General features: G+C 40.9%; 25 protein-coding genes. 15 read left to right on the forward strand and 10 right to left on the reverse strand.

What is annotated here, in order from left to right; all coding sequences use genetic code 11:
- Positions 1 to 86: 86 nt before the first annotated feature.
- The 5 genes from B9Y69_RS16590 to B9Y69_RS16610 are packed head-to-tail and all read right to left on the reverse strand — an operon-like array spanning position 87 to position 3,206.
- Positions 87 to 911: a DUF6929 family protein gene (locus B9Y69_RS16590; RefSeq protein WP_085474098.1), complete on the reverse strand. Its 825-nt coding sequence runs from the start codon at positions 909 to 911 to the stop codon at positions 87 to 89.
- Complete coding sequence (locus B9Y69_RS16595) at positions 908 to 1,591, reverse strand: pseudouridine synthase (protein ID WP_085474099.1); 684 nt, start codon at positions 1,589 to 1,591, stop codon at positions 908 to 910. Before B9Y69_RS16595 ends, B9Y69_RS16590 begins: the two co-directional genes overlap by 4 nt.
- Positions 1,591 to 1,959, reverse strand: a complete 369-nt coding sequence (locus B9Y69_RS16600; RefSeq protein WP_085474100.1) for a DUF4359 domain-containing protein — start codon at positions 1,957 to 1,959, stop codon at positions 1,591 to 1,593. The genes B9Y69_RS16595 and B9Y69_RS16600 overlap by 1 nt, the downstream gene beginning before the upstream one ends.
- 43 nt (positions 1,960 to 2,002) lie before the next feature.
- On the reverse strand, positions 2,003 to 2,479 hold the full coding sequence (locus B9Y69_RS16605) for a DUF4112 domain-containing protein (protein ID WP_085474101.1): 477 nt from the start codon (positions 2,477 to 2,479) through the stop codon (positions 2,003 to 2,005).
- A gap of 4 nt (positions 2,480 to 2,483) precedes the next feature.
- On the reverse strand, positions 2,484 to 3,206 hold the full coding sequence (locus tag B9Y69_RS16610) for an SIMPL domain-containing protein (RefSeq protein WP_234991290.1): 723 nt from the start codon (positions 3,204 to 3,206) through the stop codon (positions 2,484 to 2,486).
- Between the two features lie 268 nt (positions 3,207 to 3,474).
- Here B9Y69_RS16610 and B9Y69_RS16615 point away from each other — a divergent pair, with 268 nt between their 5' ends.
- Positions 3,475 to 3,666 (forward strand): cold-shock protein, encoded by a 192-nt coding sequence (locus B9Y69_RS16615; RefSeq protein ID WP_085474210.1) that lies wholly within the window; start codon positions 3,475 to 3,477, stop codon positions 3,664 to 3,666.
- A 99-nt stretch (positions 3,667 to 3,765) separates the two neighbouring features.
- Here B9Y69_RS16615 and B9Y69_RS16620 read toward each other — a convergent pair whose 3' ends face one another.
- On the reverse strand, positions 3,766 to 4,188 hold the full coding sequence (locus tag B9Y69_RS16620) for a DUF805 domain-containing protein (RefSeq protein ID WP_085474103.1): 423 nt from the start codon (positions 4,186 to 4,188) through the stop codon (positions 3,766 to 3,768).
- An 87-nt stretch (positions 4,189 to 4,275) separates the two neighbouring features.
- The gene (gene recO, locus B9Y69_RS16625) at positions 4,276 to 5,001 is read right to left on the reverse strand and encodes a DNA repair protein RecO (RefSeq protein ID WP_085474104.1); all 726 of its coding nucleotides are present in this window, start codon (positions 4,999 to 5,001) and stop codon (positions 4,276 to 4,278) included.
- 241 nt (positions 5,002 to 5,242) lie between these two features.
- Here recO and rpmB point away from each other — a divergent pair, with 241 nt between their 5' ends.
- From rpmB to B9Y69_RS16670, 9 genes are all read left to right on the forward strand, one after another.
- Entirely contained in the window at positions 5,243 to 5,476 is a 234-nt protein-coding gene (rpmB, locus tag B9Y69_RS16630) for a 50S ribosomal protein L28 (RefSeq protein WP_085474105.1), read from the forward strand.
- Between the two features lie 69 nt (positions 5,477 to 5,545).
- A complete protein-coding gene (gene rpmG / locus B9Y69_RS16635; RefSeq protein ID WP_085474106.1) occupies positions 5,546 to 5,728 on the forward strand; it encodes a 50S ribosomal protein L33 in 183 nt (60 codons plus the stop codon).
- Positions 5,729 to 5,768: 40 nt separating this feature from the next.
- Positions 5,769 to 5,930, forward strand: a complete 162-nt coding sequence (locus B9Y69_RS16640) for a DUF4295 domain-containing protein (protein WP_085474107.1) — start codon at positions 5,769 to 5,771, stop codon at positions 5,928 to 5,930.
- Between the two features lie 254 nt (positions 5,931 to 6,184).
- Positions 6,185 to 7,150, forward strand: a complete 966-nt coding sequence (gene ftsY / locus B9Y69_RS16645) for a signal recognition particle-docking protein FtsY (RefSeq protein WP_085474108.1) — start codon at positions 6,185 to 6,187, stop codon at positions 7,148 to 7,150.
- Positions 7,151 to 7,234: 84 nt separating this feature from the next.
- Complete coding sequence (rimO, locus tag B9Y69_RS16650; RefSeq protein WP_085474109.1) at positions 7,235 to 8,569, forward strand: 30S ribosomal protein S12 methylthiotransferase RimO; 1,335 nt, start codon at positions 7,235 to 7,237, stop codon at positions 8,567 to 8,569.
- A 139-nt stretch (positions 8,570 to 8,708) separates the two neighbouring features.
- Positions 8,709 to 10,298, forward strand: coding sequence for a bacillithiol biosynthesis cysteine-adding enzyme BshC (bshC, locus tag B9Y69_RS16655; RefSeq protein WP_085474110.1), 1,590 nt, complete (start codon positions 8,709 to 8,711; stop codon positions 10,296 to 10,298).
- Positions 10,298 to 10,888, forward strand: coding sequence for a Crp/Fnr family transcriptional regulator (locus tag B9Y69_RS16660; RefSeq protein WP_085474111.1), 591 nt, complete (start codon positions 10,298 to 10,300; stop codon positions 10,886 to 10,888). Before bshC ends, B9Y69_RS16660 begins: the two co-directional genes overlap by 1 nt.
- An 87-nt stretch (positions 10,889 to 10,975) precedes the next feature.
- Positions 10,976 to 13,510, forward strand: coding sequence for a DUF5686 family protein (locus tag B9Y69_RS16665; protein WP_085474112.1), 2,535 nt, complete (start codon positions 10,976 to 10,978; stop codon positions 13,508 to 13,510).
- 4 nt (positions 13,511 to 13,514) lie between these two features.
- Positions 13,515 to 14,300 (forward strand): enoyl-CoA hydratase/isomerase family protein, encoded by a 786-nt coding sequence (locus B9Y69_RS16670; RefSeq protein ID WP_085474113.1) that lies wholly within the window; start codon positions 13,515 to 13,517, stop codon positions 14,298 to 14,300.
- 103 nt (positions 14,301 to 14,403) lie between these two features.
- Here the strand turns inward: B9Y69_RS16670 and B9Y69_RS16675 are convergent, their stop codons facing one another.
- Complete coding sequence (locus tag B9Y69_RS16675; protein WP_085474114.1) at positions 14,404 to 15,042, reverse strand: 4'-phosphopantetheinyl transferase family protein; 639 nt, start codon at positions 15,040 to 15,042, stop codon at positions 14,404 to 14,406.
- A gap of 121 nt (positions 15,043 to 15,163) precedes the next feature.
- Here B9Y69_RS16675 and dnaG point away from each other — a divergent pair, with 121 nt between their 5' ends.
- From dnaG to B9Y69_RS16690, 3 genes are read left to right on the forward strand one after another with little or no spacing between them, the layout of a single operon-like run.
- A complete protein-coding gene (dnaG, locus tag B9Y69_RS16680; RefSeq protein WP_085474115.1) occupies positions 15,164 to 17,149 on the forward strand; it encodes a DNA primase in 1,986 nt (661 codons plus the stop codon).
- Positions 17,150 to 17,158: 9 nt separating this feature from the next.
- On the forward strand, positions 17,159 to 17,515 hold the full coding sequence (locus B9Y69_RS16685; RefSeq protein ID WP_085474116.1) for a YraN family protein: 357 nt from the start codon (positions 17,159 to 17,161) through the stop codon (positions 17,513 to 17,515).
- A gap of 44 nt (positions 17,516 to 17,559) precedes the next feature.
- Entirely contained in the window at positions 17,560 to 18,624 is a 1,065-nt protein-coding gene (locus B9Y69_RS16690) for a glutaminyl-peptide cyclotransferase (RefSeq protein WP_234991291.1), read from the forward strand.
- 470 nt (positions 18,625 to 19,094) lie between these two features.
- Here B9Y69_RS16690 and def read toward each other — a convergent pair whose 3' ends face one another.
- Positions 19,095 to 20,321: a peptide deformylase gene (def, locus tag B9Y69_RS16695; protein ID WP_085474117.1), complete on the reverse strand. Its 1,227-nt coding sequence runs from the start codon at positions 20,319 to 20,321 to the stop codon at positions 19,095 to 19,097.
- 40 nt (positions 20,322 to 20,361) lie between these two features.
- Positions 20,362 to 23,700, reverse strand: a complete 3,339-nt coding sequence (gene mfd / locus B9Y69_RS16700) for a transcription-repair coupling factor (protein ID WP_085474118.1) — start codon at positions 23,698 to 23,700, stop codon at positions 20,362 to 20,364.
- A gap of 177 nt (positions 23,701 to 23,877) precedes the next feature.
- Here mfd and ruvX point away from each other — a divergent pair, with 177 nt between their 5' ends.
- Entirely contained in the window at positions 23,878 to 24,294 is a 417-nt protein-coding gene (ruvX, locus tag B9Y69_RS16705; protein WP_085474119.1) for a Holliday junction resolvase RuvX, read from the forward strand.
- A complete protein-coding gene (gene ybeY / locus B9Y69_RS16710; protein ID WP_085474120.1) occupies positions 24,294 to 24,728 on the forward strand; it encodes an rRNA maturation RNase YbeY in 435 nt (144 codons plus the stop codon). The genes ruvX and ybeY overlap by 1 nt, the downstream gene beginning before the upstream one ends.
- The last annotated feature ends 277 nt before the right edge of the window (positions 24,729 to 25,005 follow it).

Here is a 25,005-nt window from a genome sequence, read left to right on the forward strand (position 1 = left end):
ATATAAATCTTATTTTTTCAAAAATAGTCAAAAAAAGACCATTTCAAGCCTCAATTATTATCAAATCTTTAATTCACGCAATCGATTTACCGTTGTATGCTAAGCTTATACACTTTTGTCTCGCCAGTATCGTCATCACTGTCTTCACAGAGCAGGAAACTGATGTGGTTAGGCGTACTTTCGTAATAGGTTAGACCTTCAAACTTATGATGATTACTTATTGTTTTTGTCCATACGACCGATTTGTCTTGTGGGTCCAGACAGCCTACTAGTGTACCTTTTACTTCGCCGTCCAGGTAATTGGAGGCGACATCTTCTGCCGCGGCCATAAAATAGATAAGCCCTTCGTGTAAAATTGCATCTGTAAACCCTGTTGCCACATTATTGATTTTCGGCAAAGTGATTGGATAGAACGCTGTGCCTTCGGTGAAGTCTGTGTTCACAATAAAGACTCCGTTTTGTTGCTGTGGGCCGTTACCTCGGTTGAAGAGCCACCAAGATCCGGCATAGGGGAGGGCTCCCTCAATATTGAAATCAGCCTGCTCAACCTGGAAATCCTTTTGCAACTGTTGGTATAATGGGGTTACGTTGAGAACAATGGCTTTCTCTGAAGAGAGGTCTGTTGTGGCAAGGGACGTTCGTTTCAGCGTGGATCCGGATCCAAATATATAGAATCGATTCTCTTTCTGGCTAATTGCTTCGAAATCCGCTTTGTCTTTTTTTGCAATATTCTCCATTACAGGAGCCTCTAGAAGCGGCCTCTTCTGTAAAGCATGGTCTGTTAGTGTGTAACTGTACAGGTAGTTGCTGTTGTCGGAGATAATATGGACCGTGTTGTTCGTGTATAGTAAACCCGAGGCCGCACCTATTCCTTTGATGGTGAGGAGTATTTCGAGGATGAGATCTTTCATGGTTCTATATTTAACAATTGAAGGACACGTTCGAATTCGGAATGCAAAGGTGCCTCAATGGTTATCGTCGATTGGTTCGAAGGGTGCACGAAGCTGAGCTCCTTGGCATGTAGCATCATGCTATCCATCTTGAAGGTCTCTTTCCAGAACTTGTTTTGCTTGTTGCAACCGTGTGGACGATCAGCAATGATAGGATGGAAAACATGTGCCAGATGACGACGGATCTGGTGAATGCGGCCCGTTATCGGTAGCGCTTCAACCAACGAATAGCGAGAAGTGGTATGTTTTCCTTGTGGTATCGGCAGCTCGGCGCGATGCAACGTCCGGAAATGTGTGAGTGCATCTTGTAACGTTCCATTTTCTTTTTTTAATGGATAATCGACTGAGAAAGTATCTTCCGTATATCCGCGTACAATAGCCCAATAGGTTTTATTTGTTTGACGTGTTGCAAAGAGGTTTTGGAGTTGTGAATCCATCTCTTTTGTAAGGGAAAAGAGTAACGCACCAGCCGTCTTTCGGTCCAGTCGATGGGCCGGGTAAACGGCTTGTCCAATTTGATCGCGCAGCAACTGTAATGCAAATTCGGAGGTGTCGGCAGCAATTGACGATCGGTGCACCAGTAGCCCATGGGGCTTGTTGATTGCGATAATCTCTAGGTCTTTATATAGAATATCAAGCATTATGATCCTTTGATGGCTGCTACAATCTGCTTTGCTTTTTCATCAATCTTTGGGCTTAACCAAATCTGTTTAAACGCACCTCCGCCAATAACTTGTTCTTGATTGTCCCACTGAATCTTGGTTAGTGAGAAGAGATAGTAGTTTTCTACTTTGATATGGTTTTCTAGAAATTGGTCAATAAGCGTATTGCCAAATAACTTCATGCCGAAATCGATGACTTCGTCGTTCTTTTTTCCGGCTTTTTGCTTTAGTAGCTGCGTTGCTTTGGCCTTAACTTCCGCTTCCATTTGTTCGGTGGTCGGATTGGTGAAAACAGCAACCAACATTAACGCAATGAGTGTTAATGCAAAAATTCTTGTCTTGCTCATACATGCAAAAATAGTAAAGGTTTTTAACGGAATGTGGTTCTGTTTAAAATAATGCGATTAGCCATTTACCTAATGACCAGAGAAGTATTATAATAAGTGTGCAGAGGAGGAGGAGAATAGCGAAAATACTAAAGAGGATGCCTTTCGCGCTCCCTTGGTGTTTGTTTTCATAGTAGTATTCTTCAAGAATACGAATGTTCTTTTGATTGGCTTTACTATAAAAATCGTAAATATTGCCTATAAAGGGGATAGCGCCTACTGTTGCATCGGTCATTGTATTTAACAACATTTTTGTCGCTGCTTTTGAACTGACGCCGTTCCGGAACATGATTAGTACAAGTAGAACGGAGATAGTGAAGGTAATAATTTGTCCTGCAATAGGAATAAAGTTTAGAATTGGGTCAATCCCAAATCTGAATTGACCAATTCTAAACTTACTATCCAAGAGTACGGTTACTTTTCGTACCCAGTAAAAATCTTCGGAGACCTTTGTGGGTGTGCTGGTCCGTTCTCTTCGCATTATGTTATAGAAGTTCGTAAACCCCGTCGATGTTGCATGTGAGCTTGATCGGACGGATGCTGATATCTAAATCTTGTGCATTGCCGCCGTCTGCCGCCATTGCCATTTCTGATTTTGCCATCGCATACATGCGAGGTTGCACATCGTTCCAACCAAAAGAGCTATTGTCGTTGATCATTAAGACTTTGCCGATTTTATCTCCTGTAGCTGAAGCAATAATTTCAGCATTCGCACGTGCGTCTTGCACAGCAGCCACTTTAAGCTCTTTTTCGATTTGACGTTTTTGGCTGTGATCGTACCCGTTGATTGAAGTGCTTTCCAGTCCTTTAGCATCGACTTTGTCTAGCATGCTGTTGATGCCATTTAAGTTGCTTATTTTCAGGCGAAATTGTTTCGCTTGTAAAAGCTCCGTGTTTTTCTTCTTCGTGTTGTTGTCGTAGTTATAGCTGTAGATGTTCTGGATTGTAAAATCTTCTTTCTTCACTCCAATTGCTAGCGCTGCATCATACAATTGTTTCTCAAGTGTTTCGATCGGCATTTTTTTCTTGGTGTTGCCATCAACGAAATATTCTTTTAAGGAAATAGACAGATAAATGATATCTGGAGTTACTTCACGTTCAGCATAGCCTCTAGTGGAAACTTTACGGCTGAATTCAGGGTTTGCAGTTTGTGCGTTCGCCATTGTCATTGTAAAAATTGCTGCGATTAAAATAAGTACTCTTTTCATGTTTGTTTTTAAATATAAGTGTATACTACAAAAATTCATCCATTTTTTGCTATCAAACGATAAAATGGACAGTCATGTTACAGCTCTTTTTAAAACGGCTGTTATTTTTTTCTGCATTACTATAGCTCATTGTTATAGCTTAATGCAATCGTTTTCAAAGCTAGGACTCGTCTGTATATGGAACGTTTAATTTTTTTTAAAATAAATCTAGTCAATGGGAAAAATAATTTATACCTTTAGAATATTACAAAAAACAATATTATTTAAAATGCAAGAAGGCGTAGTAAAATTCTTTAATGAGACCAAAGGTTTCGGTTTCATCATTCCTAACTCTGGCGAGAGCGAGATTTTTGTTCACGTTTCAGGATTGGTTGACAAAGTTCGTGAGAACGACCAGGTTTCTTACGAAGTAGAACAAGGCCGTAAAGGTCTTAATGCGGTAAATGTAAAACTTATCTAAGAATAGATTTATAATATATTTATTGTGAAAAAGCCAGACATATTAATATGTCTGGCTTTTTTGTTTCCGCATGGAACGAGATTTAATATAATGCTGCCTCTATCGACTTCCTGGGATTGGAGGGAAGTTACCAAAAGGGTTGCTTTCATTGCCTTTTGGGTCTGGACCGTATTGATTTTGTCCTCGATCTCCCTCTTTAATGAAAAGATAAATTAAATATATCCAACCTACAAAAGGGATAAACGCGACTAAAAGGAACCACCCAGATTTGTTGGTGTCGTGTAGCCGACGAACTGCAACAGCAATAGAGGGCAGTAGGACGGCTAGTGCATAAATGGAGGATAGTACGCCCGATTGGTAGGGAGATGTGTCTCCATAGGTAAGCCCGAATATGCGATCTACGAGGCTCAGCGCTCCGCTAATAATGATGTTAAATAGTACAAACATCCAATATTCTTTTCGACGTGCACGCCCATTAAAATTTGTGTAATTGTCTCTTACGACTTTGAGGAACCATTCCATAGTTATTTGGTTTTACGTGGATAATCTGTTGGTGTTCTTAAAAAAGACCAATAGATTAACAATTTTAGTGAGGAAGTGTTTTGTGGCTTACTGAAATATCTCCTCCAGGATATATAATGCATGCACTGTTCCGAAGTTCTCGGTATGTAGCTTGTAAAATTCAAGCAACTTTTCCAGCAGGAACTTACGGTCTTCTTTCTCCATTTTTAAGGAAGAAGATTGTTCGAAAGTCATTTGTAAGAGACGGTATAGGATCTCCGTGTGCGGTGCTTGTAAAACATGCGTATGGGCTGGTAGGTTTGTCGTGAATATGCCGTCCATAAGGTCAAAGTATGGGAGTTGTTTTCCGGAGGTTTGCAGCGGTAGGAAACCCAAGAAACGACTGAGCTTGATAAGAAATACGAGGTGGAAGTTTGCGAGGTTGTCTTCCGTTTGATCAAGCCAGTGGATCGATTGTTGTATATAATGAAAAAGAAATGGGTCAGGAGATTGTGATTTTAAAGCTTTATATAATACTTCATTGAGAAACAAGGCCAGCGAACTTTTTATAATGTCCAATGGTATCTGTTTTAGGATAGGGGCGTGTTGCGCTTCTTTGATATGTTGTAACCCGCCATTATCTTTGTGATAGACCACCATCTCGAGCGGGTGTAGGGGTTGAAACAGGTTTGCATGGATCTTGGCTTTCGGTTTCTTTGCTCCATTAATAATGTATGATTGCATACCGAATTGCTCTGTATATATATGTACTATAATGCTGTTTTCTGAATAGCTTGTTGTCTTTAGGGCAATTCCTTTTGTTTTATGGAGCATTTTATTGATCGTTGTCTTTTTTTTACAAAGGTACTAAAGGAGAAAGGATTTTTTTAAACCGTCTAATGGATTGCTTAATGCGGTATTAGAAGGGGATTAGTGCTTAAAGTAAGCGTTGTAAAGGACTGTTTTTTTAATTATTCTGTTTTCTCTCTTGTATTTACGGATATAAATATAGATATTTGCAAACTCTTTGTGAAAAGAGCAGAAAGAGAACAGACAACATTAAAAATCAAATATCATGTCAAGAATTTGTGATTTAACAGGCAAGGCGGCATTAAAAGGAAATAACGTTTCGCACTCAAACGTAAAGACTAAACGTAAATTTTATCCAAATTTACAAACTAAGCGTTTCTATATTCCAGAAGAAGATCGTTGGATTACACTAAAAGTATCTACTTCTGCAATTAAGACTATCAATAAAAACGGTATTACAGCAGTAATCAGTAAATTTATCCAAAAAGGATCTATTTAATAATTACCGTCTGTTATCTATAATATTCGCGAAATCTAACCTCCGTTGAGGTTGCAATAAAGTAAAACCATGGCTAAAAAAGGAAATAGAGTACAAGTAATTTTAGAGTGTACTGAGCACAAAGAAAGTGGTCTTCCGGGCATGTCTCGTTATATCACTACAAAGAACAAAAAGAATACAACAGAGCGTTTGGAGATGAAGAAATTCAATCCAGTATTGCGTAAAGTTACTGTTCATAAAGAGATTAAATAATTAACTCCGAGCCTTAAAGCTCAACTAAAAATATAATACAATGGCAAAGAAAGCAGTTGCATCGTTGCAAAAAGGGGGTGGTAAAGAGTTTACAAAAGTTGTTCTTACTACTAAATCTGCGAAAACTGGAGCTTATACTTTCAAAGAGAGTATGGTTCACAATGATAAAGTAAAAGAAGTTGTAGCAGCAGCTTCCAAATAAGCAACGTAGGAAATATTCCTTTTTTCTTAACGAAAGTTTTGGCAGATGGCCCGAAAGGAGCTTTCATAAAGTCATACATCGTTGAGAAGATTTTAAAGTTTTTCTTTAAAAATAAAGAAGCCGTTTTGGTAACATGCCGAAAGGGCTTTTTTTGTACCGCCTATGCTCTTGTATTGTATATACAGGTAAATTTATCTAAGTTTGAGTAGGTTTTTAAACAGAGTATAACAAATATCCATTTCACACGAAATAGTATGGGATTATTCGATTTTTTCAAAAAGAAGCAAGAAACACCAGAGGCTCAAGAAGCGCTGGATAAAGGTTTGGAGAAAACGAAAGAAGGTTTTTTTTCTAAAATTACAAAAGCTGTCGTCGGCAAATCTACGATCGATGATGAGGTCTTGGATAATTTAGAGGAAGTGCTGGTTATGTCGGATGTAGGCGTTACAACGACGTTGAAGATTGTCGATCGTATACAACAACGTGTAGCACGGGATAAGTATGTCGGTACGGATGATTTAAATCGTTTGCTGAAAGAGGAGATCCAGGATTTATTAGCTGAAAACAATAGCAACGATTTCGAACACTTTGAATACGGTAGCCATAAACCTTATGTGATTATGGTTGTGGGTGTTAATGGTGTTGGTAAGACGACAACAATCGGAAAACTTGCGCACCAGCTTAAGGAGGCTGGAAATAAAGTGGTTTTGGGTGCTGCTGATACATTTCGTGCGGCTGCTGTCGATCAGATTAAGCTGTGGGGCGATCGTGTTGGGGTACGTGTTGTGGCACAACCTATGGGCTCTGACCCCGCGTCTGTTGCTTTTGATACGGTCAAGTCAGCTGTCGCTAATGGTGATGATGTTGCTATTATTGATACGGCAGGACGACTTCATAACAAGGTGGGGCTGATGAATGAGCTGACAAAGATTAAGAATGTAATGCAAAAGGTTGTTCCTGGTGCACCACATGAAATTTTACTGGTGCTCGATGCCTCGACAGGTCAAAATGCGATTGAGCAAGCTACACAGTTTACACAGGCTACCGATGTTAATGCTCTTGCTTTAACGAAACTGGATGGTACGGCTAAAGGGGGAGTAGTGATTGGTATTTCGGATCAGTTTAAAATTCCTGTTAAATATATTGGTGTCGGTGAGAAAATTGGCGACTTGCAGTTGTTTAATAAAAAAGATTTTGTGGATAGCTTATTCAAAGGGTAATCTGATTGAGAATTCCCAGAAAAGTTAAAACAGGATGCCTGTCATATTTTCTACTGTGAAACTGGTGCGTCCTAAATATATACAATGAGAACAAAAAAGTCAACGGCTGCTCCGGTATTGAGTAAGCCAAGAGTGAATGTCGTAACACTAGGGTGTTCCAAAAACATACATGATAGCGAAGTCCTTATGGGACAGCTTAAAGGCAACCAAATTGAGGTTGTTCATGAGTCAAACAATATTCAATCCAATGATATTGTCGTAATTAATACCTGCGGATTTATTGATAATGCTAAGCAGGAATCTATTGATACCATCCTACAGTTTTCTGAATTAAAGGACCAAGGGAAAGTTAATAAGGTGATTGTAACGGGTTGTTTATCGGAACGTTATAAGCCGGAGCTGCAAAGTGAGATTCCCAATGTGGATGCTTATTTTGGCACGAACGATTTACCGGATCTATTGTCTACGATAGGGGCTGATTATAGACACGAGTTGTTGGGAGAACGTCTTTTGACAACACCATCACATTTTTCTTATTTTAAAATTGCGGAGGGGTGTAATAGGCCTTGTTCTTTTTGTGCGATTCCTTTGATGCGGGGTACACATGTGTCTAAATCTATAGATGATCTTGTGAAAGAAGCCAAGTTTTTGGCATCTAATGGTACAAAAGAACTGATTCTCATTGCGCAGGATTTGACGTATTACGGTTTAGATATTTATGGGAAACGTAATTTGTCGGACTTGTTGCGTCATTTATCTGATGTGGATGGAGTCGAATGGATTCGTCTACAATATGCCTATCCATCGGGTTTTCCTATGGATATTCTAGATGTGATGAACGAGCGTTCCAATATCTGTAATTACCTGGATATGCCTTTGCAGCATATTAGCGACAATATGTTAAAGTCGATGCGTCGTGGCACAACGAAGCAAAAGCAAGTAGACTTAGTGAATAAAATCAGGGATAAAGTGCCCGATATCGCTTTGCGTACGACGTTGATCTGTGGGTATCCGGGCGAGACGGAGCAAGATTTCCAAGAGATGCTGGACTGGGTGGAAGAGACTCGTTTCGATCGCCTAGGCTGTTTTACTTATTCTCACGAGGAAAAGACACATGCACACAGTTTAGAAGATGATGTTCCGGCGGAAGTGAAAGAAGCGCGTGTGGAAGCGATCATGGAAGTGCAACAAGGTATTTCGTACGAAATCAATCAAACCAAAGTTGGCCAACAGTTTAAAGTATTGGTGGACCGCGTCGATGGTGATTATTTTATCGGACGTACAGAGTATGATTCTCCAGAGGTGGATAACGAGGTCGTGCTTAATGCGAAAACTGACTATGCACGTATCGGAGACTTTGTGGAGGTAAAAGTAGACCGCGCTGAAGATTTTGACCTGTACGGTTCCATTGTAAAGTAGTAGCTTGTCATAGCCACGCTAAATTTTAATCTGTGGCGCTACCTTTTCGTAAAAATATGTAATTTGTAGGCTGAACAAAATGGGAGGGCATTCACACTGCTTTCGTCATGTTGTTCAGCCATTTTTATAGAAGAGGTAGATGAAAGCAACATACATCGATTATAGCGATACCGGTAGTTTCTCCAAAACACTATTGGCCTATCTGGCCAATGAAGAATCATTACAACCATTTTACGGCGAACAACCTAATTTAGCTGGCTTTAAAGCGCAGCTGGATAAGAAGAAGAAATTTCCTCACCGGAAGTTACTGGTCGATCAGCTACAGGGGCAATATGGTGATTTGCTTGCCTCTTCTCCAACGGTAGCGCAGAATATTGTACGCCTTAAGGACCCGAATACCTTTACTGTTACCACGGGTCATCAATTGAATATTTTTACTGGACCTCTCTATTTTATTTTTAAGATTGTGACGGCTATTCGTCTTGCAAAAGACTTGAAAGAGGCATACCCCGATTATGATTTCGTGCCTGTTTATTGGATGGCAACCGAAGATCACGATTTTGAAGAGATTAACCATACCCGGGTTTTTGGTAAGAAAATTATGTGGGATACGCCTAAGATTGCTGCGACCGGACGGATGTCCACCGGCGATATTGCCGGTACGGTGCGGGAATATTGCAATACGTTTGGTCTCTCTGGCAATGCGGATCTTCTAACTGCTATTGTGGAAGAGGCTTACTTATCGCATGATACGCTGGCGGATGCGACGCGCTCTATGGTGCATGCGTTGTTTAAAGAATATGGTTTAGTAATCGTTGATGCAGATAGCCCTATTTTGAAAGCTGTTTTTGCACCAATCATAGAACAGGATATTATGGCGGAACGTAGCTTTCATGCCATATCGGCTTCTTCGGAAGCGTTAGAAAATTTGGGTTATAAACCACAGGTTCATGGGCGTGAGATCAACTTTTTTTATTTAACAGATGAATTTAGGGAGCGTATTGTAAGGGCTGAAGATGGTCGTTTCGAGGTTCTGCATCAAAATATGTTTTTTACCGAAGAGTCATTGAAACAAGAAATTGCTGAACATCCGGAGAGATTTAGTCCGAATGTGGTGATGCGACCGATGTATCAGGAAGTTATTTTACCTAATTTGGCCTATATCGGGGGAGGGGCTGAGATTGTGTATTGGTTACAATTAAAGGCTAATTTCGATCAATATAACGTTCCGTTTCCAATCCTAATTCCTCGAAATTCAGCGATGATAACGGACGATACCGTAGCGGGAAAAATATTCCGTTTGGATCTAACTTTTAAGAGTGTGTTCAAGCCGGCTGAAATATTGAAGAACGAATACGTCCGTCGACATACGAAGCATCGATTAAACCTACGTGATGAGTGGATGGAGCTAAATGCAATTTTCGGAAAAATTAAATTACGCGCACATAAAATTGATCCGAGTCTAGGGCCAAGTACGGAAGCTGTTAAAGCTCGTCTAAAGAAGGCAATCAACAGCTTAGAAAAAAAACTGTTGCGGGCAGATAAGAAAAATCATGAAGAAGCATTGATTCAGATCGATAGGGTAAAGGATATCCTGTTTCCAGGAGGAGGATTGCAGGAACGTAGTGAAAATTTTGCGCCTTTGTATTTGAAGCAGGGCGAAGAGTTGATTAGCGAATTGGAGAAGCATTTTAGCCCTCTTGATTTTAAATTTACTATATTGTATTAATGAGCGATATCGATTTAAAGCAAAGTAATTTTTATAAGTATTATACGGAAAAGGGTGGTTTAACCGCAGACGATTTTTTAGCGCTGCAACCCTATTTCTCGTTTAAAACCGTGGCGCATAATACCTACCTTTTACGTGCGGGTGAGTTGAGCAGTTACGCCTTTTTTGTTGAGTCTGGCTTGTTGCAATCATTTTCATTGGACGAAAAGGGTGGGGAGCATATTTTGCAATTTGCGCCCGAAAACTGGATTTTATCGGATCGGGCGAGTCAGTATTTCAACAAGCTATCAGACTATTATATTAAAGCGATAGAGCACTCTGTTGTTGTTTATGTACAAGCTACATTTATGGAAAAGGCAGCTGCATTGAGTACTACTTTTTCGTGTTTTTTAGAAAATTCGTTACAGCGGAATATTTATATTCAGCAGAAGCGAATAAATTCATTATTGGCGATGTCCGCCAAAGAGCGCTATCTTTCCTTTATGGAGATGTACCCAGGCTTGCTTATGCGTGTCCCTCAGTGGATGATTGCCTCTTATCTTGGAATCACTCCAGAAAGCTTAAGCCGAGTGCGAAGAGAACTTTATTAAGGTCCATTAAGCGCTTTCTACTTTTTTCTTCTTTTCATTTTTATCTGTGGGCACAAATTGTATCTTTATAGCGTACCTGCGTTGATTATGAGGAAATTTGGAGCGACGGAGTTAGGCGTCTTGCTATTTATATACTGCTTCTGTGTCAATATGCCGATGGCTATTGGTCAGGGACGTATATTGGGGCGCGTTGTAGATGAGTTGACCGGTAAGGGTATCCCACAAGCCAGTATAAAAGTTGTGGGGACTTCTATAGGGACATCTTGCGACTCGCTCGGAAATTTTGTAGTTGCTGTAAATTCCGATAAAACAAATCATATTGAGGTATCCGCTATGGGTTATCGGACCTATAAAGGAGGTTACGTAGCATCGGAGACTGAGGTGATTATCAAGCTTCATCCGGATGAACGTGTCATTGATGCGATAGAAATATCTAGTAAACGAAAATACAATAATAAGAATCCTGCGGTTGAGTTGATCGAAGAAGTGATCAAGCATAAGCGAATTAATCGAATGGTACGTCAACCAAAGCACCGCTTTGAGCAGTATGACAAAATACGTTTTGGTATGGTTGATCCCTCTTCCAAGTACCTGAAAGGGTTAGGAAGTATGCGGTTTTTCTTCGAAAATATAGATACTGTTTCTATCCCTGGAAGTAAGCTTTTGGCCCTTTTTATGAAAGAACAAATCAGTGATGTCTACCAGACCAATGATCCTGTATCGAGTAAAAAGGTAGTGAAGTCTGTGAAGCAGACAAAGTATGATGAGCGACATATAAATAACCACAATATACAATCGTATCTTACTTACCTTTTTCAAGATGTCGATATTTATGCCGAAAATATATTCTTAATCAACAAGCTTTTCTTAAGTCCAATAGCGAATAATGCGCCAGTTTTCTACAAGTATTATATTGTAGACACCGTAGATGTGAATATGAAGCCATTTGTTGAGCTTCGGTTTGAACCGCGGAATAAAACGGATCTGTTACTTAGTGGTAGGCTTTGGGTGAGCCTAGATGGGCGTTATGCTGTAGGTAAAGCAAGGCTTAATACGAATAAGGAGGCTAACCTAAATTGGGTCAACCGAGTAGATATAGAGCAAGACTTTACGGTCAATGAGGAGCAGCAGATGTTCCTCGAGCGAAGCGATGTCCAGATTTTGTTTGGTACGGAAAAGAAAGAGGCCCTTTTTGGGCAGAAGATCACGATGAATTATGACTTTGATTTCAAGGCGACATTCAGTGATGCTGTTTTTTCGGGTGCGCCAATAGAAATTTTGCCTCAGGCTGATAGCAGTATTGCTATTTTGGAAGAAAGAAGGCCTATCCCGTTGAATAGTAGTGAGAGCCGAGTGTATACCGATGTTGATTCACTCAATGATAATAGGACGTTCAAAACGTTGGTTACTCTGGGCTATTTGGTGGGGCAAGGTTTTTATAATCTTGGACCGTTTGAACTAGGGCCTGTGGAGTATCTATATTCTTCAAATAATATTGAAGGCAACAGGATTCGGATTGGTGGACGGACGACAGGACTGTTTTCTGAGAAGCTTTATATTGAAGGGTACTTAGCATATGGACTGCGTGATCAGTCTTTTAAGTATTTTGTTAAGCCAACAATTGCACTGAATGGAAAGGCTGTTACTACTTTCCCGGCTCATTACCTTCAGTTTGGGGTGCAGCATGATATTTTTGATCCCGGTCGTAATTTAGGTTTTAAGAAAGGGGATAGTTTTTTTCAGTCCATCCGGAGTAATAAACCCACCAAATGGCTAGATACTTATGCATACGAAGCGAAGCATCTCATTGAATTTGGTAACCACCTGAGTATACAGTCTGGTTTTGTACATCATCGCCGTCACGCTATTGGTGATCTTAACTTTATTTCTTCTGGTGATCCTAGCGTAAACATTGAAGATGTCAATACCAATGAATTGGAGTTCGTACTGCGTTGGGCTCCTAATGAAAAATTCTATTATAGAAATTTAGTGCGTCGTACAATTATTGAAAAGCATCCTATTTTTAATGTACAATATAACAAAGGTCTACGTGGGTTTTGGGGAGCGGATTATAACTATGATGCATTGCGCGCTGCGGTGACCAAGCGCTTCTTTATGCGTCAGCTAGGATTTGTTGATGTTACGTTATCTGGAGGGAAAATTTGGGGTACCCTTCCGTATCCACTTTTGGAGATTCCTGATGTTTTTAAAAATGATGATCGGCATGTGATCGATTATTCGTTAATGCGTAATATGGAGTTTGTTGCGGATGAGTTTGTAAAACTCTCCATTGATCATCAGCTGGAAGGATTTATTTTGAATAAGATCCCTCTGGTGAAGCGATTGAAACTAAGGGAGCTTTGGGGGGTTAAGATGTTCCGCGGGCGATTAACTGATGGTAATAATCCTTATCTTAGTTCAGGCGTGGTGCACTTTGACACGGACAATGAGGGGAATAAGCTCACGCACGTTATGGGTAATCAACCGTATTGGGAAGGAAAAGTAGGAATCGATAATATCCTAAGGGTATTTCGGGTGGAGTATATCAGGCGATTGAATTATCTGGATTTACCAAATGTGAATAAGGATACGTATCGCGTCAGTGTTCATTTAAATTTTTGATGTTATGGGACAGTACGAAAATCTTTTGTTAACATTATCAGGGCAGACTGCCATCATTACAATTAATAGACCAACCAAGTTGAATGCATTGAATCGTGCAACATTGGGAGAATTGGCGGATTTGTTGGGAGCCTTGAAAACGAATCGAGAGGTATCGGGTATTATCTTGACTGGGGCTGGTGAGAAGGCTTTTGTCGCAGGTGCTGATATCGCTGAGTTTGTTGGGCATAGTGAAGAGGAAGGCCGAGCGATAGCTGCTTGGGGGCAGGAGCATGTGATGAATGTGATACATAATTTCCCCAAACCGGTTATTGGAGCGATTAATGGTTTTGCACTAGGTGGTGGTTTGGAAATCGCTTTGTCATGCCATATTCGTGTCGCCGTGGAAACCGCTAAGATGGGATTGCCGGAGGTGTCGCTAGGTGTGATTCCGGGATACGGAGGCACACAACGGTTGCCGGCATTGGTCGGGCGAGGAAAAGCGATGGAGATGATTTTGACGGGGGATATGATTGGCGCAAAAGAGGCTCTGACATGGGGGGTGGTTAATTATGTTGTGCCTGCTACAGATTTGCTACATACATGCGAGAGTTTACTGAACAAGATTTATACACGTTCAGGAACAGCGGTGGCGGCGGCCATTGAAGCAATTAATGCAAGTCAAACTGGTGTTAAAGGGTTTGATGTCGAAATTGACGCGTTTGGGAAGGCCTTTGGAACAGCAGATTTTAAAGAAGGCGTTTCGGCATTTTTGGAAAAAAGAACGCCTAACTTTACCGGAAACTTGTAAGAGATTGCGTAAAAAGGCTCCTTCTAGCTGTCATTCTGCGCCAGTTTAAGGACGCTGGAAGGGTAAAGCGCAATTTTCTTTTTAGTCCCTGTATTGTCTGTTTTTAATCGCTAACCACGTATGCGAGCATATACTCCTGAAACTGTTCGTAATATACCTGAAAAGAATGCGTTTTCTTGTCTTTGCGTAAGAGGAGCGTCATGACTCCTTGTGGTCTATATTGAAAGGGTAGGATCGTCATATCCTCTAGGAAAGAGACTCCTTTGTTACCTTGAAGCTTATACACCGCTTCTTTTGCGCACCAACAGGCATACATTTGGTCGATGTTTTCATTTTGGATGAAAGCCAGTTCGCGAGGTTTCATAAATTTTTCCTTTATCCGAACGATTTTCTCTTTAATAATTTCTAGATCGATCCCGCATGGTCCTTGTGTAGACATCAAGACCCCTGCAAAATCGTAGGAATGGGTGAGGGAAATATTATATGGATAGTCTGGTAAATATGGCTTTCCATGTTCATCGGAGGGACAGTTAATATATTCTTCTGTTTTCAAGAGGAAGCGGAGTAACACACGTGTAGCGAGCCAGTGCAATCTACGTTTGCCTTTGGTTAAGCTTTCCAGTTTTGCTTTTTCACGTTCATCAAGTTGCAGCTTTCCGAGTAACTCTTCTGCCGTTTCCTCGATACGCCACAGCGCAAATTTCGTTTCCGTATTTAATTCTCTTAGATAAACAAGACCCATATCCAAACATAATTATTTTTACTTCTTTTTACAAGGGTTTATTTAGTGCAGATTTCACTTTGCTTTTTTGCCCCATCTATGTAACTTGCAATGAATACACAATAGTTAGACGTTAGTTTTTATGATCACAAAAGAAACGATAGAGAAGGTATTGGATGCGGCTCGGATAGAGGAGGTTGTCGGAGATTTTGTAGATTTAAAAAAAAGAGGAACCTCGCTTATTGGGAATTGTCCGTTCCATAATGAAAAGACGCCTTCCTTCCATGTTTCCATGGCAAAAGGAATTTATAAGTGTTTTGGGTGTGGGGTTGGTGGTGATTCGTTGAAATTTGTGATGGAGCTCGAAAAGTATTCTTATCCCGAAGCTATACGCTATCTCGCGGATAAGTATAATATTGCGATTGAAGAAGTCGAGCGTTCTCCAGCGCAACTTGCTGCGCAGGATAAGCGTGAAAGCTTGTATGTGCTTAGCAGCTGGGCCGGGAAATTCTTTAAGGAACAGATGTGGACAACGGAGGTGGGGCAATCCATCGGTTTGTCATACTTTAAGGAGAGGGGGTATCGCGAAGATATCGTTAAGAAGTTTGAACTCGGTTACTCGCCCGATCAATGGACCGCCCTTTCGGATGCTGCTGCTGCGGCAGGTTTCCATAAAGATTATTTAAGCCTTATCGGACTGTCTATCGAAAGGGAAGACGGTAGTTTGTACGACCGTTTTCGAGGACGTGTAATCTTTCCTATTCATAACCTCACCGGTCGAGTTATTGGCTTTGGAGGACGAACGCTGAAAACAGAAAAATCTGTTCCGAAGTATGTAAACTCTCCTGAAAGTGATATCTACCATAAATCTGATGTACTTTACGGATTGAATTTCGCGAAGAAGGCCATCATGGATAAGGATAGCTGCTACTTGGTTGAAGGTTATGCTGATGTAATCTCGATGCATCAGGCGGGAGTTGAGAATGTGGTCTCTTCTTCAGGAACCTCTTTAACTACTGGGCAGATTAAGTTGATTGGTCGATTCACGCAGAATGTGGTTATTCTGTATGATGGTGATGCCGCCGGGATCAAGGCTTCTTTGCGGGGGACTGACATGCTATTGGAAGAGGGGTTAAATGTAAAGGTTCTTCTTTTTCCTGATGGAAATGACCCCGACTCTTACGTACAGTCTTTTGGTTCAACTGCTTTTAAGGAGTACATAGATACGAATCAACAGGATTTCATCTTTTATAAGACAAATATCTTATTGAAGGATGCGGGTGCGGATCCAATTAAAAGAGCAGAGGTTATTCGCGAGGTCGTACAGAGTATAGCACTGATTCCTGATGAGATCAAGGTGTCGGTGTTTATTAAGCAATGTTCGGCATTGTTGGATATGGAAGAGCGGGTGTTATTGACAGAGCTCAATAAGATGCGTTTGAATAAAGCGAAGGCCCAGGATAAAAAGGAAGCTGCCGCAAGTAGACCGGCCCCGATGCATCCGGAAATGGATGGGCCGCCTCTAGATTTTTTCTTGACCGATGAAGAGCGAGCACAAATTGGTATTGAACCAGCAACTGGAACGCAAGTTGCCACGTCAGAAATTTTGCAAGAGCGTGAAATCGTACGTATTCTGTTGAACTATGGTGCGGAGCTGGCCGTTTGGGAAGGCGATGGCGATGTGCCTATTGCTCCGTATCTTTTAAATGCGATCGACGATATTACTTTTGAGGATAAAGCCAGTGCGTTTATCGTGGAGGTTTTTCGGAAAAAGGCAGAGGATTTTGAGATCCCAGAAGCGAAATTTTTCTTTTCGCACGAAGATTCAACGGTGCAGGATTTGGCTATATCGTGTGTGTCAAGTCCCTACGAACTGAGCCCGAACTGGAATGACGATAAGCGTAAGATCTATGTGACTCGTGAGCATGAGCATTTAAAGGCTTTAACGACACAAGCTATTTATCGCATAAAAAAACGGAAGGTGGAAAGTGAGATGACCAAAATTCGAGAGGAATTAAAGCTCGATCAATCTGCGGAGGATCTGGAGATTCTATTGTCGAAGTATCAAAAGCTTAAAGAAGCAGAGAAGATGCTGGGGGCATACCTTGGGAATACGGTAGTCAAGTAAAGAAGCCCTATGGCAGAGCACTTGAAACGCGGACGAGAAGGGGAGGAAAAGGCACAGTTGTTTCTGGTGGGTTTGGATTATGAAATTATTGCTGTAAATTGGCGTTTTAAGCATTGGGAGGTTGATGTTATCGCGTGGGATGCTGATACACTGGTGTTTGTCGAAGTAAAAACCCGGAGTAATATGGATTATGGCGAACCGGCCTCTTTTGTGGATCGGAAGAAGCAGAGGAATCTAATTAAATTGGCTAATGCCTATCTGGGAAAAACGAATTATTCGGGTGAAATCCGCTTTGATATCGTTTCTGTTTATATGGATGGTAGTGGAAAGGTCGATTTAATTAAAGATGCTTTTTGGAGCAGCTGAGTTTCAGAGATTGGTAAGGATTGAAAATAATAGATTAGATAATTATGAAAATACGCAATATTGCCGGCTATTTGGCGGTCAGTGCTTTGGTTCTGTTTGGTTGTAAATCACAACAGGGTAAATTTGCCTTTTTAACTCCAGCTGCAGGAGATAATGTGACGCTCGGACAAAAGTTAGCGTTGCGGATGCAGTTTCCTGATACAACGATTGATTCCGTTGTGTATTCGGTTGATGGGCAGGTTATTGGGCGCAAGCAAGATACTTCTTCGATGGTGCTTGATACCGAGCAGATTGGCCTAGGAGCACGTAACTTGGTGGCGAAAGTGTATAAGGCTGGAAAGGAAGAGGTGGCATACAGCAATATTACTATCGTGCCGGAATCGGCCAAACAGTATGCTTTTGAGAAGGTGAAAGAATACCCGCACGACACGAAGGCCTTTACGCAAGGTTTAGAATTTGATGGTGGTTTTCTTTACGAATCTACTGGCGCAGGAGATGGTCTGATTTCTTCGATACGTAAAGTCGAATTGGAAACTGGGAAAGTTATCCAGAAGAAAGAGATAACGGGAGCGGATAGTAAGGGAGAGCCTTATTTTGGAGAAGGGATGACTATTGTGGGGGATCGGATTATCATGTTGACCTGGTTGAACAATATCGGTTATGTTTTTAATAAAAAAACTTTTGATCAGGTATCTACATTTACCTATGAGAATAGTAAGCAGGGATGGGGAATTTGTTATGATGGGGAATTGCTTATTAAATCTGATGGGTCGTCAAAGTTATATTTTTTAGATCCAACGACTTTTAAGGAAGTGAAGACCTTGTCTGTTTATGATAGTGAAGGTGCTGTGGATAGTATTAATGAATTGGAATATATCGACGGTAAGGTCTATGCGAATGTTTATGGTAAGGATGTGGTCATTATTATCGATCCGAAGACTGGTGCCGTGGAAGGGCAGATTAATTTTGTTGGCCTGTATACCAATCCCGCTCGCAAACCTAACGATCAAGAAATGAATGGTATTGCGTACGATCGTGTAGGCAAAAGATTATTCGTGACCGGAAAACAATGGGATAAATTGTTTGAGGTGAAAATTGCTGAACGATAATTTTCTCCTCTCTGCCGGAGAGGCATGTTACTTTTTATCGGAAAAGTAACCAAACCTTGTCGCTATGAATTTTGCTAGGGATGGTACGTGCATGGGCAAGTTTCTACCGACCGCAAATATTGCTCAGGCGACATCTGGGGGTTAAGGGGAGCTAGAGCTAGAAGTTTTACCAAGCCTTGTCGCTATGAATTTTTGCTAGGGATGGTTCGTGCAGGGGCAAGTTTCTACCGACCGCAAATATTCCTCAGTGGGCATCCTGTTGTTTAGGGGAGCTATAAGCTATGCCGTAAAGACGACATAATAGTGTCATTTCGAACGAGATACGAGGAGAAATCTATAAATGCTTCTTTAGAAAACAGTTCGTTGCTGAAGGTTCGTAGATGTTTGCCTTATTGTGGGCGGGGACAAGCCCAGCCCCCTAGGTAGGTGTATTAAAGCACTAAGATGCCTTGATGGTATCTTGATTTCAGCTACGGAACAATCGTTCCCTTCTCTATCGAGAACTCAATCTTGTCTGCTAAAGAAGTTTCCTGTCGTTGTTCTTGTTCGACGATACGATCGGGAAATAGGATCCCATACAGGTGATCCACTTCATGTTGAAAAATAACCGCTGTAAAACCCTCTACGATCTCTTCCACCGATTTTCCTTCTTTGTTGGTGTATTGAATCTTGATGCTATAGCTGCGCACGACATCTTGACGTAGATCCGGTATAGAAAGACATCCTTCCATTCCTTTTCGCAAGAGTTTTGAGCGCCAGATAATTTTTGGGTTTAAATAAACCTCAAAAGGTTGCTCCGCCTTATCGAAGCGCTGTACCCAGATAATATTTTTATTGATGCCAACTTGTGGAGCAGCAATCCCTACGCCAGCATGTTCAGGGTCTTGTACGGTAGCATACATGCGCGCCGTCAATGTTGCTAATAGAGGGTCATCATATTTAACGTCTTCAGATGTTGTACGTAAGATAATGGAGTCAGGCTCCACATTCGTCTGTAGGACATACATCTTATCAGAAGGGGCTGCATTGGAAATGATCTTTTTCTCTCGCTCTGTAAAGTTTTTGGCCATACTGTTATCTTGTTCTTTTTGATTTTTAGGACCTGTATATTTTTTCTCCCCCGCTTCAATATTTACTTGAAGGAAATTCTCCGCTGGTGGTTGTGGACATCGGTATCCACTGCTGTATGCACAATATGGGTTATATGCTTTATTGAAGTCTAGCATAACTTTTTCATGTTGGATATCTTGTTTTTTAAGATCAAGATAACGCCCGCTTTCGTATGTCGTTTCTCCTGTGCTTAAATCTAAGAAAGGAAGAAATAAATAGGTGGCGGCAGATTCACTCGGAAAAGATGTTGCATTTTCATAGGCGGTCAAGGTATGATCCTTTCCATCTATTCGAAAATGTAAATGCGCATACCGTCGAAATTCCTTACTTGTTCCATCAAGTGTAGGCATGCGAAAGGTCGGTTCATGGTCTAGATACTCCACACTGGCCTCTACTCGAAAGAGAGGTGTCGGCTTGAAGTAATGGACATGCGATACGACGTACTCGTCCGCGATGGGACCTTTGGCAGATTTTTTTAAATGCTGCGCCTGTTGTTCTCGGTAGACTTGGATTTCTTGATCGTATCCTTGTGCCTGTATTGCTAAACCAAATAATACAAAGACCAAGAAGAGATAAGTCGTTTTCATATCTTTATTTTAGTCTACCAAACTTACAGATTTTAATCAGTTAATTACTCATCTCCTTGAGTAAATGTAAGGCATACGTAATATTATTTACATTACTTATTGCTAACCGTAATTGTCCCTTCACTTCTTTCATGTTGCTTATCGCAGGATGTGCTTGCACAAAAGCTAGTACTTTTCCAAACTGATCAGATTCATAATAGCTTGATTTTGGATTGCTCACAAAATAGCCTTTAAGTGTATTTTTCTTGAAGGATATTTTTTCAAATCCAATCTCTTTACCATACCATTGCAGGCGGAGGGTATTAAATAACTCAAATACGGGTTGTGGTACGGGACCAAAACGGTCTTCGAGTTCTTTTTGAAAGGCAATTAGTTGCGTTTCGTTTTCTAGTTTTGCAATTTCGTTATACAGATTGTATCGTTCGCCGATATTGGTAACATAGGCGTCTGGAATCATAACCTCGAGGTCTGTGTCTATTTGTGTAAAAGTCACGTACTTTCGGTTTTTGTCCTCGGCGAATAGCTCACTAAATTCGTCATCCTTAAGCTCTTGAACAGCTTCGTCCAATATTTTATTGTACATTTCAAAACCAATCTCAGCAATAAAACCCGACTGTTCGGCACCCAGGAGGTTTCCGGAGCCTCGGATATCTAAGTCTCGCATTGCCACATTGAAACCTGATCCTAGTTCAGAAAACTCCTCCAGTGCGGATAGACGTTTATAGGCTTCGTTTGTCAAAGTCGAAAGTGGTGGACTTAAGAGGTAACAGAAAGCTTTTTTATTGGAACGTCCAACCCGACCACGCATCTGGTGAAGGTCGCTTAATCCAAACATATGTGCATGGTTAATGATAATTGTATTTGCGTTGGGGATATCGAGCCCTGCTTCAATAATGGTAGTGGCTACGAGTACATCAAACTCATGGTTGATAAATTTCAGCATAACATCTTCCAGGGCATCGCCCTCTAGCTGACCGTGTGCAATACCGACACGTGCTCCGGGAACGAGCTTTTGAATCATGCCGCCCAATTGTTTTAGATCGGCTACTCTGTTGTGAATAAAGAACACCTGTCCGTTACGGTCTAACTCAAAAGCGACGGCTTCTTGTATCAACGTCTCATTGAAAACGTGGAGTTCCGTTTGTACCGGCTGTCTATTAGGTGGAGGTGTGGATATGATGCTTAAGTCACGGGCGCCCATTAATGAAAAGTGGAGGGTGCGTGGGATTGGCGTTGCTGTCAAGGTTAGGGAATCGACATTTGCACGCATCACCTTTAGCTTTTCTTTGACGGCAACCCCAAATTTCTGTTCTTCATCGATAATCATTAAGCCCAAATCTTTGAACTTCACATCCTTGCTTACGAGTCGGTGTGTGCCAATGATAATATCGATCTTGCCTTCGGCAAGACGAGCCAAGGTGTCTTTGATCTGTTTGGTAGATTTAAATCGATTTATATAATCTATCGTTACAGGAAATTCCTTCAGCCGCTCACTAAAGGTTCGGAAATGTTGCAAGGCTAGAATGGTCGTAGGGACAAGGACTGCTACTTGTTTGTTGTCTGTTGCGGCTTTAAATGCCGCACGGATAGCAACTTCTGTTTTTCCGAAACCAACATCGCCACATACGAGCCTATCCATTGGATGAGGGGATTCCATATCACGTTTTACATCAGCTGTTGCCTTTTCTTGATCTGGTGTATCCTCATACAAGAAGGATGCCTCAAGCTCATTTTGTAAGTAGGTATCTGGACTAAAGGCGTTACCTGTTTGCGATTTCCGCTTTGCATAGAGCTTAATCAGATCACGTGCAATATCTTTAACTTTCCTTTTGGTCGTTTTCTTTAGTTTTTCCCAGGCGTCGGTTCCAAGCTTGTTCATTTTTGGAACAGTTCCTTCTTTTCCTGAGTATTTTGATATTCTGTTTAGGGAGTTGATATTGACATAAAGCAGGTCATTATCTGCATAGACTAACCGGATCATTTCCTGTGTCTTGCCATTTACTTCAACTTTCTCCAGTCCTGCATACTTACCGACACCATGGTCGATATGCGTGATATAGTCGCCGGGTTTAAGGTCCCGCAGTTCCTTTAGTGTAATAGCCTGAGAGCGCTCATATCCTTTTTTACGCTTGTATTTGTAGTAGCGATCAAAAATTTGGTGGTCTGTATAACAAGCGAGTTTTGTCTCGTCGTCTCTAAACCCTTCCCGTAGTCCTTTATGAATGGGCGTGAAGGTTACAGATTTATCAATATCCTCTAAAATACTATAAATTCGCTCAACCTGTTTGGTCGAGTCGGAAAAGATGAGGTTTTCAATCCCATGCTTTACATTCTCTTTGAAATTGTGGATCAAAAGGGTGAAATCCTTATTGAAAGATGGTTGCGGATGAATATCAAATTTGAGTGTTTCTTCCGCTTTATAGTAGAAGTGTTTTCCAAATTCTACATTTGGAAAATCAAACATGAGCTCGCCAAAACCACGATCTGTGGTGAAAGTGACCCGAGGATCCACCCAGTCTGCATGGACTAGAATATCTTTCTCCGGCAGTGCTTTCCAGAATTCAGATGCTTTTTTGTAACCATCCTTCATGATGTCGAGCGTAAATTGAACATCTTTAATCCATATTACGGCATCCCGATCTACGTATTCTAAGAGCGAGATATGATTATTGCTTAGGAACTTTGCTTGTACATTTGGTACGATGGTTACCGTATGGATTTTATTAACGGAGAGCTGTGTCTCCATGTCAAATGTGCGAATGCTCTCAATCTCGTCACCAAAAAACTCAACGCGGTAGGGTAGATCATTTGAAAAGGAAAAAATATCGACAATACCGCCTCTTATTGCAAATTGCCCCGGTTCATAAACGAAATCTACCCGCTCGAAATCATACTCATATAAAAATTCATTGATGAAATCGATGCTGAGCTTTGTATTTTGAGTAATTGCTAAGGTGTTTTTCTCTAGATCCTCCCGGTTTATTACTTTTTCAGCAATTGCTTCTGGATAAGTAACTACGATTTTAGGTAACTCTGAGATGTGGTTTAATGCGCTTAAGGTTTCCGCACGTTGTAGAACATGAGAGGCATCTGTTTGCGTAAATTCGTAAGCCTTACGAAAAGATGCTGGAAAGAAAAGTATCTGCTTATCGAGGATGCTTTCTAGATCACTCAAAAAATAGGATGCTTCTTCATGTGTAGGTAGAATGAAGATAAAGGGACGTTCCTGGACGGTATATGCGGCTGCGGCAACTATGGCATCCGATGCGCCAATCAGTCCTTTTAGTTGTATTTTAGGATTTTTCCCCTGAATGGCTTTAACCAATAATTTAACCTGCTCGCTTTGAGCATATTTCGTTAAGACGTCTTGAATACCCACGTAAAATGTATTGTTTGTGCAAAAATAAGAAATTAGTCCTAAGTACGAGGTATGAAGTCTGTAGAAGACTGCGTGTTTCATCCAAAGAAGCCACTGTGTATGGCGTTTGATTAAATACAGGGCTCATTGAATGAACGCATATAAATGTGTATTTTTGTAACGTTTTAAAGGAGTACTATGCGTATTATGGCTTTTGATTATGGCGTTAAGCGAATAGGTGTTGCGGTTACAGATCCGCTTCAACTTATTTCTAGTGCGCTCACAACGGTTCACCCGGATGATATCTGGCGTTTTTTAGCTGATTATCTAGAAGTGGAGGCGGTAGAAACCTTCGTGGTGGGGAAGCCCCTACAGATGGATGGCACTGCATCAGAATCGGCGCAACATGTCGTAGGCTTTGTCCGGAAACTGAAAAAAACATACCCAGCAATTCGCGTCGCGGAGGTTGATGAACGTTTTACGTCTAAAATGGCATCTTCTGTTATTGCGCAAAGTGGTAAAACAAAGAAAAAAAGGCAGGAGAAGGGTTTGGTTGATACTATTTCTGCGACCCTGATTTTACAAACGTATATGGAATCTAAATCAATGATGTAATGGCTTTAAGAGATATTTTATTTTTTAGTGAGGATATCACGTATGTGTTGAAAAATAAGCAGAAGGTTCGCGAATGGATTTTTGCGACCATCAAGGCCGAAGGTTTTCAGCGAATCGGCGAATTGAATTTTGTGTTTTGTTCTGATGCTTATTTATTAGAAATTAACAAAGAGTATTTAAATCACGATACCTATACAGATATTGTAACGTTCGATAGTTCCGAGAAAGAGGAAGAAATTAGTGGTGATATTTTTATCTCTGTAGAACGTACCGCAGAGAATGCGGCGAAATTCAATGTTTCCGAGACTGATGAATTGCATCGGGTGATTATTCATGGTGTTCTTCATCTATGTGGTTATCATGATAAGAAGGGAGAGGAGAAGGATTTGATGACGGCCAAAGAAAATGAATATCTTCAAAAACGAGCGTTTTAAGGGAGTTATTTACCCGTTATTTTGAACAAAAGGAAGGGAGGAGATTTTAGGAGGTTTCCTCCCTTCCTTTTTATCGAGTTTTTTGTAAAACATTGATTTAGAATATTGTCCCTTTTTTGTCCCCTTAAATGAGCCTCCTTTGTCCCCTATTTGTACCTCGATGTCCCCTTTGATTTTGTGAAATTTTTCTTCTTTTTGCGTCGTTGATTAATTTTTCATAACCTAAACGTTTTATCGTTGTAATTCTTAAAAAGTTAATTAAAAAATAACATTGCTT

The sequence above is a fragment of the Sphingobacterium psychroaquaticum genome (assembly GCF_900177625.1).
Lineage (GTDB): Bacteria > Bacteroidota > Bacteroidia > Sphingobacteriales > Sphingobacteriaceae > Sphingobacterium > Sphingobacterium psychroaquaticum.

Bases quoted from the DNA above. Each gene is read 5' to 3' on its own strand.
- B9Y69_RS16590 (WP_085474098.1), bottom strand. From the start codon at position 911: ATGAAAGATCTCATCCTCGAAATACTCCTCACCATCAAAGGAATAGGT.
- B9Y69_RS16595 (WP_085474099.1), bottom strand. From the start codon at position 1,591: ATGCTTGATATTCTATATAAAGACCTAGAGATTATCGCAATCAACAAG.
- B9Y69_RS16600 (WP_085474100.1), bottom strand. From the start codon at position 1,959: ATGAGCAAGACAAGAATTTTTGCATTAACACTCATTGCGTTAATGTTG.
- B9Y69_RS16605 (WP_085474101.1), bottom strand. From the start codon at position 2,479: ATGCGAAGAGAACGGACCAGCACACCCACAAAGGTCTCCGAAGATTTT.
- B9Y69_RS16610 (WP_234991290.1), bottom strand. From the start codon at position 3,206: ATGAAAAGAGTACTTATTTTAATCGCAGCAATTTTTACAATGACAATG.
- B9Y69_RS16615 (WP_085474210.1), top strand. From the start codon at position 3,475: ATGCAAGAAGGCGTAGTAAAATTCTTTAATGAGACCAAAGGTTTCGGT.
- B9Y69_RS16620 (WP_085474103.1), bottom strand. From the start codon at position 4,188: ATGGAATGGTTCCTCAAAGTCGTAAGAGACAATTACACAAATTTTAAT.
- recO (WP_085474104.1), bottom strand. From the start codon at position 5,001: ATGCTCCATAAAACAAAAGGAATTGCCCTAAAGACAACAAGCTATTCA.
- rpmB (WP_085474105.1), top strand. From the start codon at position 5,243: ATGTCAAGAATTTGTGATTTAACAGGCAAGGCGGCATTAAAAGGAAAT.
- rpmG (WP_085474106.1), top strand. From the start codon at position 5,546: ATGGCTAAAAAAGGAAATAGAGTACAAGTAATTTTAGAGTGTACTGAG.
- B9Y69_RS16640 (WP_085474107.1), top strand. From the start codon at position 5,769: ATGGCAAAGAAAGCAGTTGCATCGTTGCAAAAAGGGGGTGGTAAAGAG.
- ftsY (WP_085474108.1), top strand. From the start codon at position 6,185: ATGGGATTATTCGATTTTTTCAAAAAGAAGCAAGAAACACCAGAGGCT.
- rimO (WP_085474109.1), top strand. From the start codon at position 7,235: ATGAGAACAAAAAAGTCAACGGCTGCTCCGGTATTGAGTAAGCCAAGA.
- bshC (WP_085474110.1), top strand. From the start codon at position 8,709: ATGAAAGCAACATACATCGATTATAGCGATACCGGTAGTTTCTCCAAA.
- B9Y69_RS16660 (WP_085474111.1), top strand. From the start codon at position 10,298: ATGAGCGATATCGATTTAAAGCAAAGTAATTTTTATAAGTATTATACG.
- B9Y69_RS16665 (WP_085474112.1), top strand. From the start codon at position 10,976: ATGAGGAAATTTGGAGCGACGGAGTTAGGCGTCTTGCTATTTATATAC.
- B9Y69_RS16670 (WP_085474113.1), top strand. From the start codon at position 13,515: ATGGGACAGTACGAAAATCTTTTGTTAACATTATCAGGGCAGACTGCC.
- B9Y69_RS16675 (WP_085474114.1), bottom strand. From the start codon at position 15,042: ATGGGTCTTGTTTATCTAAGAGAATTAAATACGGAAACGAAATTTGCG.
- dnaG (WP_085474115.1), top strand. From the start codon at position 15,164: ATGATCACAAAAGAAACGATAGAGAAGGTATTGGATGCGGCTCGGATA.
- B9Y69_RS16685 (WP_085474116.1), top strand. From the start codon at position 17,159: ATGGCAGAGCACTTGAAACGCGGACGAGAAGGGGAGGAAAAGGCACAG.
- B9Y69_RS16690 (WP_234991291.1), top strand. From the start codon at position 17,560: ATGAAAATACGCAATATTGCCGGCTATTTGGCGGTCAGTGCTTTGGTT.
- def (WP_085474117.1), bottom strand. From the start codon at position 20,321: ATGAAAACGACTTATCTCTTCTTGGTCTTTGTATTATTTGGTTTAGCA.
- ruvX (WP_085474119.1), top strand. From the start codon at position 23,878: ATGCGTATTATGGCTTTTGATTATGGCGTTAAGCGAATAGGTGTTGCG.
- ybeY (WP_085474120.1), top strand. From the start codon at position 24,294: ATGGCTTTAAGAGATATTTTATTTTTTAGTGAGGATATCACGTATGTG.